The sequence below is a fragment of the Streptomyces sp. MK37H genome (assembly GCF_018035285.1).
In the GTDB taxonomy this organism is placed as follows: domain Bacteria; phylum Actinomycetota; class Actinomycetes; order Streptomycetales; family Streptomycetaceae; genus Streptomyces; species Streptomyces endocoffeicus.
Genome location: NZ_JAAAYH010000409.1, coordinates 1 through 8,115 on the forward strand (window position 1 = coordinate 1; position 8,115 = coordinate 8,115).

Here is an 8,115-nt window from a genome sequence, read left to right on the forward strand (position 1 = left end):
CGTACGGCTATCCGCAGCAGGTGCAGCCGACGGGGCCGGTGCCGCCGCCCCCGCCGCCGATCCCCGCCCAGGTGCCGGACCCCCATTTCGTCCTGCCGCCGCAGGGCCCGCAGTTCCAGAACAGGTGAGGACAGACGGGGTCGGGGGCCGGAGGGCGAGCCGGGGTCACACCTTGGACTTGTAGCCCCGGCCCCACTGGAGGCCCCAGCCGTACAGCCGGTCCAGCTCCGCCTGGAAGCCGTAGACGTACTTCACCTCGCGGCGGACCATCATCTCTCCCTTGACGTTCTCGATCAGCACGACGGCGCAGGAGCGCGCCTGCGGGGCGCGCTCGTCGAGTGCGATCTCCACCCGCGGCCCATTGCTCGGATAGAGCGTGACCAGGCCGTGGGTGCGGTCGAAGGCGGGGGTGCCGTCATAGATGTAGACGAAGACGAGCAGTCGCTTGATGTCGTCCTTGTGGTCCATGTTGACGTAGACCGTCTCACCGGACCCGGAGCCGAACCGGTCGTCGCCGCTGAGCTTGACGTACGGCGGCTCGTTGAGATTGCCGAAGAACTCGCCCAGCGGCTGCACCACGCCCTTGGAGCCGCTCTTCAGCTCGTACATCACCGCGAGGTCGAGGTCGACATTGACCAACGCGGGTCCCTGGGCCTGCACCGGTTCGGGCTTGAACATCTGCAGCGGATGGCGCAGCGAGCCGCGCCTCGGCTTGCTGTTGAAGTCCGAGGTGCGCATCTGCCAGGAGAGATTGATGCGCAGATTGCCGGTGGCGGCCCCCTGCTTGGTCAGCGAGATCGACGCATGCCGCTTGGTCAGCTCGACCACACCGGACGCGTCACCGCTGTCGAACTGACGCCATGCGGACCGTCCCCAGTTGTTCCAGAACGCCATGGTGCGCACCCCCACCCTTCGTCGCTCGCTGCCTCGAAGCCGGCCGAAGGCTGCCCGGGAAGCAGCCCCACAAGCCGCCCGTCAAACCGCTCAACCGCCGCGGGGCGGCCGGGAGGTCGGAAGACCTCGGCCGCCCCGCTCAGAGCGTTCCTCAATCGCCGCCGTGTCACACTCCCGGCGGTCAGACTCCGGAGGTGACTTCCGTCTTGGCCTCCGAATCCTCCCCGGCGGCCGCCTCCCGGCGGTTGCGCCGAAGCGAGGACCAGTACGAGGCGGCGATCAGCACCACGCCCACCAGGCCGGTGATGACCTCGTTGATCTCGTACTTGATCGTGACCAGCAGGATCACGGCGAGCGCGCCGATCGCGTAGTGCGCGCCGTGCTCCAGGTAGACGTAGTCGTCCAGGGTGCCCCTGCGGACCAGGAAGACGGTCAGCGACCGGATGTACATGGCGCCGATGCCCAGACCCAGCGCCATCTCGAAGATGTCGTTGGTGATCGCGAAGGCGCCGATGACCCCGTCGAAGGAGAAGGACGCGTCGATGACCTCGAGGTAGAGGAAGAGGAAGAACGCGGCCTTGCCGGCCAGCCCGACCACGGAGGCGCCGCCGGAGCCACGGCCGCCGCTGCCGTTGAGCTGGGCGTTCGGAGCGGCCTTCGCGCCCTCGTCGCCCTCGACCTCGGCCGCACCGGCCTCCTCGTCCTCGTCTTCGTCCTCCTCCTCTTCGAGCTTGTCCTCGAAGTAGCCGGAGATGCCGCCGACGATCAGATAGGTGAGCAGACCGGCGACGCCGGACAACAGGACGGTGGCGCTCTTGTCACCACCGCCGTGGGCCACGTCGGTGGCCACGGTGGTGGCGGCGATCAGCAGCCCGATCAGGGCGACCACGATGGAGAACGTGTCCAGCTTGCCCAGCTTGGCGAGCGGCTTCTCCAGCCACCCCAGCCACCTGATGTCCCGCTCCTCGAAGATGAAGTCGAGGAAGATCATCAGCAGGAAGATCCCACCGAAGGCCGCGATCGCCGGATGCGCCGCCGTGACCAGGTGTTCGTACTGGTTCTTGTCGTTGATCGCCAGATCGACGGCCTCGATGGGGCTCATCTTGGCCGTGACGGCGACGATGATCACAGGGAAGACCAGGCGCATGCCGAAGACGGCGATCAGGATGCCGACGGTCAGGAAGATCTTCTGCCAGAAGGCGTTCATCTTGCGCAGAATGCCCGCGTTGATGACCGCGTTGTCGAATGAGAGCGAGATCTCCAGGATCGAGAGGATCCCGACGATGGCGAGCCCCTGCCACCCCCAGAGGACGCCGGCCAGGGCCAGACCGATCGCCGTGATGGCGAACGACCAACCAAAGGTTTTGAGGAGCACTGCCAACCCAATCCTTCGTCGTAAGGTCTCCCCCGCGCGCTTTACGCGGCTTTACGAAACGTTGACTCCGAAGTCTAGAGCGATGCCGCGCAGACCCGACGCGTACCCCTGCCCCACGGCCCTGAACTTCCATTCGCCGCCGTAGCGATAGACCTCGCCGAAGATCATCGCGGTCTCGCCCGAGGCGTCCTCGGAGAGGTCGTAGCGGGCCAGCTCCTGGCCGTCCGCCTGGTTCACCACCCGGATGAAGGCGTTGCTGACCTGCCCGAACGTCTGGCGCCTGGCCTCGGCCTCATGGATGGAGACCGGGAAGACGATCTTGTCGACCTCGGCCGGGACGGAGCCCAGGTCGATCAGCAGGGACTCGTCGTCACCCTCGCCCTCGCCGGTGAGGTTGTCGCCGGTGTGCTCGACGGAGCCCTCGGGGCTCTTGAGGTTGTTGTAGAAGATGAAGTACTCATCGCCGAGCACCCGCCCCGACCGGCACAGCAGGGCGCTGGCGTCGAGGTCGAACGGCGCTCCGGTGGTGGAGCGCGCGTCCCAGCCCAGGCCGATGAGCACCTGTGTGAGGTTCGGAGCGGCTTTGGAGAGGGAGACATTGCCCCCCTTGGCGAGTGTGACGCCCATGATGCTGTTTCCTCCCCGGGTGTTGCATGGGTGATACGCGTCCGGCGCCGCACCCCTGCCCCTGGGGCGCGGGGGGTGCGGCGCCGGAATGATTGCCCTGTCGACGGCCTTCGGCGGCCTTCGACGGCGCTCGGACGTCGCTCAGACGTTGACGCCGAAGTCCTGCGCGATGCCGCGCAGACCCGAGGCGTACCCCTGGCCGATGGCGCGGAACTTCCACTCCGCGCCGTTCCGGTACAGCTCGCCGAAGACCATGGCGGTCTCGGTCGAGGCGTCCTCGGAGAGGTCGTAGCGGGCGAGCTCATTGCCGTCGGCCTGGTTCACCACGCGGATGAACGCGTTGCGCACCTGGCCGAAGCTCTGCTGACGGGTCTCGGCGTCGTAGATCGACACCGGGAAGACGATCTTGGCGACATCGGCGGGGACGGCCGCCAGGTTCACCTTGATCTGCTCGTCGTCGCCCTCGCCCTCACCGGTGATGTTGTCACCGGTGTGCTCCACGGAGCCGTCGGGGCTCTTGAGGTTGTTGAAGAAGACGAAGTTCTGGTCGTTGCCGACCTTGCCCTCGGCGTTGGTCAGCAGGGCGCTGGCGTCGAGGTCGAAGTCCGTGCCCGTGGTGGTACGGGCGTCCCAGCCGAGACCCACGACGACCGCGGTCAGGTTCGGGGCTTCCTTGGTCAGCGAGACGTTGCCGCCCTTGCTGAGGCTGACTCCCACGAGTCCTCCCAAAAAAGGTTCGTCAGGAGCACTGCGTGCCCCTTCATCAAAGGTTTCCCATCAGGATCAACGCGTCGATCCTAGTGAGCGGTTCCCGGCCGCTACAGGGTTTCGCCTGGCCTTGGCTACAGGGTTTCCAGGGCCTTGGCGTAGTCGTTGAGGTCCCGTGCGTCGGGCAGGCCGTTGACGACCGTCCAGCGCACCACGCCCTCCTTGTCGATCACGAAGGTGCCGCGCACCGCGCAGCCCTTGTCCTCGTCGAAGACGCCGTAGGCGCGGCTGGTCTCGCCGTGCGGCCAGAAGTCCGACAGCAGGGGGTACTCAAGGCCCTCCTGCTCGGCGAAGACGCGCAGGCTGAAGGGCGAGTCATTGGAGACCGCCAGCAGCTGGACGTCGTCGTTGACGAACGTCGGCAGCTCGTCGCGGAGCGCGCACAGCTCGCCGGTGCACACGCCGGTGAAGGCGAACGGGTAGAAGAGCAGCACGACGTTCTTCTCGCCCCGGAAGTCGGAGAGCCTGACCGACTCGCCGTGCTGGTTCTTCAGCTGGAAGTCGGGGGCCTTCGCGCCGACCTCTATCGCCATGGGAGCCATCCCTTCGCTTTACGTTCGGAAGATCATGTTCGACATGATCAAGATTCGAATTGATCATGTGGTGCGCGGCCCAGCCTACGCTCAGAGCCCCCCTCCGTAAGGGAACGGAGGGGGGCTCTGGGGTGTGGATCCGCTGACCTCAGCGCTTGCCGCTGCGCGCGGCTTTGGGCGTGACCAGACGGCTGCCCGTCCAGTCCTTGCCCGCGTTGAAGCTCTTGGTCTGGGACAGGCCGGCCGTGGTCGCCGCCTCATTGATGTCGCTTGGCTCGACATAGCCGTCACGGCCGGTCTTGGGCGTCAGCAGCCAGACCGGTGCGCCGTCGTCGATCATCTGGATGGCGTCCACCAGCGCGTCCGTCAGATCGCCGTCGTCCTCCCGGAACCACAGCACAACGGCATCGGCCACATCGTCGTACTCCTCGTCGACGAGCTCCTGGCCGGTGATCTCCTCGATGGACTCGCGGAGCTCCTGGTCGACATCGTCGTCGTAGCCGATCTCCTGGACCACCTGTTCGGGCTGGAAACCCAGCCTCGCGGCAGGGTTGGTCCGCTCCTCCGCGTGGTCCGCGGTCGCGCTCACGGATTGCCTCCTGTCATCTTTCATTCACTCTTCGAGTATGTGCGTCCCGCGCGCGTACGCGAGGGCTTGGGCGTAGTCCACACGGGCCGGGCGGATCGCGCAAGTACCCGGCCAGCGATCCCGCCCAAACGTTGACGTGTCGCCGCAACCCCCATCATGGAGGAACGGCACGCAACGGCGCGCGGCCGACCGGATTGCCCGAGGATGTCCAGCTTACGTGTGTGTCTAGCCACCCTACGCCGCTCGCGTGCCGAACGGTCGTACGCAGACGACCCCGGTCGTGGGCGTAAGGTTGCGCTTCGGCCGTCGCACGTGAGACGGCCGCCGAAGCGCCCTGTCTCACCTGGTGATGGTTACCACTCGGTAGAGGTGACGTATCCCGTACCCGAGGTACACGATGGAGAACGGCGCGACAGCAGCAGAGCACGAATCCATGTCCGTGCACCGCACGACCGAAAAGCGAAGGAATAGCGTGGCTTCCGGATCCGATCGCAACCCGATCATCATTGGCGGCCTTCCCAGCCAGGTCCCGGACTTCGATCCCGAAGAGACCCAGGAATGGCTCGACTCGCTCGACGCAGCCGTCGATGAGCGAGGCCGGGAACGTGCCCGCTACCTGATGCTTCGCCTGATCGAGCGCGCCCGCGAGAAGCGCGTCGCCGTGCCCGAGATGCGCAGCACGGACTACGTCAACACCATCGCCACCAAGGACGAGCCGTTCTTCCCCGGCAACGAGGAGATCGAGCGCAAGATCCTCAACGCGACCCGCTGGAACGCGGCGGTGATGGTCTCCCGGGCGCAGCGCCCGGGCATCGGGGTCGGTGGCCACATCGCCACCTTCGCATCATCCGCCTCGCTGTACGACGTGGGCTTCAACCACTTCTTCCGTGGCAAGGACCACGACAGCGGCGACCAGATCTTCTTCCAGGGCCATGCCTCCCCCGGCATCTACGCCCGCGCCTTCCTGCTCGACCGACTGAGCGAGGACCATCTGGACGGATTCCGTCAGGAGAAGTCCAAGCTCGGTCACGCACTGTCCAGCTACCCGCACCCGCGGTCGATGCCGGACTTCTGGGAGTTCCCGACGGTCTCCATGGGCCTGGGCCCGCTCGGCGCGATCTTCCAGGCGCGGATGAACCGCTATATGGAGGCGCGCGGCGTGGCCGACACCTCCAACTCCCACGTCTGGGCGTTCCTGGGCGACGGCGAGATGGACGAGCCGGAGTCGCTCGGCCAGCTCTCCCTGGCCGCCCGTGAGGGCCTGGACAACCTGACCTTCGTGGTCAACTGCAACCTCCAGCGGCTCGACGGCCCGGTGCGCGGCAACGGCAAGATCATCCAGGAGCTGGAGTCGCAGTTCCGCGGCGCCGGCTGGAACGTGATCAAGCTGGTCTGGGACCGCACCTGGGACCCGCTGCTGGCGCAGGACCGCGACGGCATCCTGGTCAACCGGCTGAACACGACGCCGGACGGTCAGTTCCAGACGTACGCGACCGAGACCGGCTCCTATATCCGCGACCACTTCTTCGGTGACGACCAGCGGCTGCGCAAGATGGTCGAGGGCATGACCGACGACCAGATCCTGCACCTGGGCCGCGGCGGTCACGACCACAAGAAGATCTACGCGGCGTACTCGGCGGCCAAGGCCCACAAGGGCCAGCCGACGGTGATCCTCGCGCAGACCGTCAAGGGCTGGACGCTCGGTCCGAACTTCGAGGGCCGCAACGCGACCCACCAGATGAAGAAGCTGACGGTCGACGACCTCAAGCGCTTCCGCGACCGGCTGCACCTGCCGATCCCGGACAAGGAGCTGGAGTCCGGCCTCCCGCCGTACTACCACCCGGGCCGGGACTCGGAGGAGATCCAGTACATGCACGACCGCCGCAAGGCGCTGGGCGGCTACGCGCCGACCCGTGTCGTGCGGGCCAAGCCGCTTCAGCTGCCGGGCGACAAGACCTACGCCACGCTGAAGAAGGGCACCGGTCAGCAGCAGATCGCCACCACCATGGCGTTCGTGCGGCTGCTGAAGGATCTGATGCGGGACAAGGAGATCGGCAAGCGGTTCGTGCCGATCGCGCCCGACGAGTACCGCACCTTCGGCATGGACTCGCTCTTCCCCTCGGCGAAGATCTACTCGCCGCTGGGACAGATGTACGAGTCGGTCGACCGTGAGCTGCTGCTGGCCTACAAGGAGTCGCCGACCGGTCAGATGCTGCACGACGGCATCTCCGAGGCGGGCTGTACGGCCTCGCTGATCGCGGCGGGCTCCGCGTACGCCACGCATGGCGAGCCGCTGATCCCGGTCTACGTCTTCTACTCGATGTTCGGGTTCCAGCGCACCGGTGACCAGTTCTGGCAGATGGCCGACCAGCTGGCGCGCGGCTTCGTGCTGGGCGCGACCGCCGGTCGTACGACCCTGACCGGTGAGGGCCTCCAGCACGCGGACGGCCACTCCCAGCTGCTGGCCTCGACCAACCCGGCGGTCGTCGCGTACGACCCGGCGTTCGGCTTCGAGATCGCCCATATCGTCCAGGACGGTCTGCGCCGGATGTACGGCGAGAACAGTGAGGACGTCTTCTACTACCTCACCGTCTACAACGAGCCGATCCAGCACCCGGCCGAGCCGGAGGGCGTGGACCGCGAGGGCATCCTCAAGGGTCTCTACCGCTACCGGCAGGGCGAGAAGGGCGCCATCCCGGCGCAGATCCTCGCCTCCGGAGTCGCGGTGCCGTGGGCGCTCGAGGCCCAGCGCATCCTGGCCGAGGACTGGAACGTCAAGGCGGACGTCTGGTCGGCCACGTCCTGGAACGAGCTGCGCCGGGACGCCGTCGAGGTGGAGGAGCACAATCTGCTCCACCCGGAGGAGGAGCAGCGCGTTCCGTACGTGACCCGGAAGCTTGCCGACGCGGAGGGCCCGAAGGTGGCCGTCTCCGACTGGATGCGTGCGGTTCCCGACCAGATCGCGCGCTGGGTGCCCGGCACGTACCAGTCGCTGGGCGCGGACGGCTTCGGCTTCGCCGACACCCGCGGCGCGGCGCGGCGCTTCTTCCACATCGACGCCGAGTCGATCGTGCTCGGCGTCCTGACGGAGCTCGCCCGCGACGGCAAGATCGACCGCTCGGCCCTCAAGCAGGCGATCGACCGCTACCAGCTCCTGGACGTGTCCGCCGCCGATCCGGGCCCGGCGGGCGGCGACGCGTAGCCGTCTTCGACGGCAGTTGGCCGCCCACGACGGCGGCGAGCTGAACGCGGGGCGGGCTGGACCTCCAGCCCGCCCCGCGTTGTCGTGCACCCCGATGCCCTGGCGCCTGGGGCTGCGCCCCAGGCGC

The 8,115-nt window shown here is 67.2% G+C and carries 7 protein-coding genes; 1 reads left to right on the plus strand and 6 read right to left on the minus strand.

Annotated features, from left to right (window positions below; translation table 11 throughout):
• Positions 1-165 precede the first annotated feature (165 nt).
• The 6 genes from GWI24_RS36015 to GWI24_RS36040 all read right to left on the minus strand — a co-directional run bounded on the left by GWI24_RS36015 (position 166) and on the right by GWI24_RS36040 (position 4,786).
• Complete coding sequence (locus GWI24_RS36015) at positions 166-894, minus strand: Tellurium resistance (protein ID WP_210950245.1); 729 nt, start codon at positions 892-894, stop codon at positions 166-168.
• Between the two features lie 181 nt (positions 895-1,075).
• Positions 1,076-2,269, minus strand: a complete 1,194-nt coding sequence (locus GWI24_RS36020) for a DUF475 domain-containing protein (RefSeq protein WP_210950246.1) — start codon at positions 2,267-2,269, stop codon at positions 1,076-1,078.
• Positions 2,270-2,320: 51 nt separating this feature from the next.
• A complete protein-coding gene (locus GWI24_RS36025; RefSeq protein ID WP_210950247.1) occupies positions 2,321-2,896 on the minus strand; it encodes a TerD family protein in 576 nt (191 codons plus the stop codon).
• A 141-nt stretch (positions 2,897-3,037) separates the two neighbouring features.
• On the minus strand, positions 3,038-3,613 hold the full coding sequence (locus GWI24_RS36030) for a TerD family protein (protein WP_210950248.1): 576 nt from the start codon (positions 3,611-3,613) through the stop codon (positions 3,038-3,040).
• Between the two features lie 125 nt (positions 3,614-3,738).
• Positions 3,739-4,197: a peroxiredoxin gene (locus GWI24_RS36035; RefSeq protein WP_020871584.1), complete on the minus strand. Its 459-nt coding sequence runs from the start codon at positions 4,195-4,197 to the stop codon at positions 3,739-3,741.
• Positions 4,198-4,345: 148 nt separating this feature from the next.
• Positions 4,346-4,786, minus strand: a complete 441-nt coding sequence (locus tag GWI24_RS36040; protein ID WP_014060347.1) for a DUF3052 domain-containing protein — start codon at positions 4,784-4,786, stop codon at positions 4,346-4,348.
• A 472-nt stretch (positions 4,787-5,258) separates the two neighbouring features.
• Here GWI24_RS36040 and aceE point away from each other — a divergent pair, with 472 nt between their 5' ends.
• On the plus strand, positions 5,259-7,988 hold the full coding sequence (aceE, locus tag GWI24_RS36045; RefSeq protein ID WP_210950249.1) for a pyruvate dehydrogenase (acetyl-transferring), homodimeric type: 2,730 nt from the start codon (positions 5,259-5,261) through the stop codon (positions 7,986-7,988).
• The last annotated feature ends 127 nt before the right edge of the window (positions 7,989-8,115 follow it).

Bases quoted from the DNA above. Each gene is read 5' to 3' on its own strand.
- GWI24_RS36015 (WP_210950245.1), bottom strand. From the start codon at position 894: ATGGCGTTCTGGAACAACTGGGGACGGTCCGCATGGCGTCAGTTCGAC.
- GWI24_RS36025 (WP_210950247.1), bottom strand. From the start codon at position 2,896: ATGGGCGTCACACTCGCCAAGGGGGGCAATGTCTCCCTCTCCAAAGCC.
- GWI24_RS36035 (WP_020871584.1), bottom strand. From the start codon at position 4,197: ATGGCGATAGAGGTCGGCGCGAAGGCCCCCGACTTCCAGCTGAAGAAC.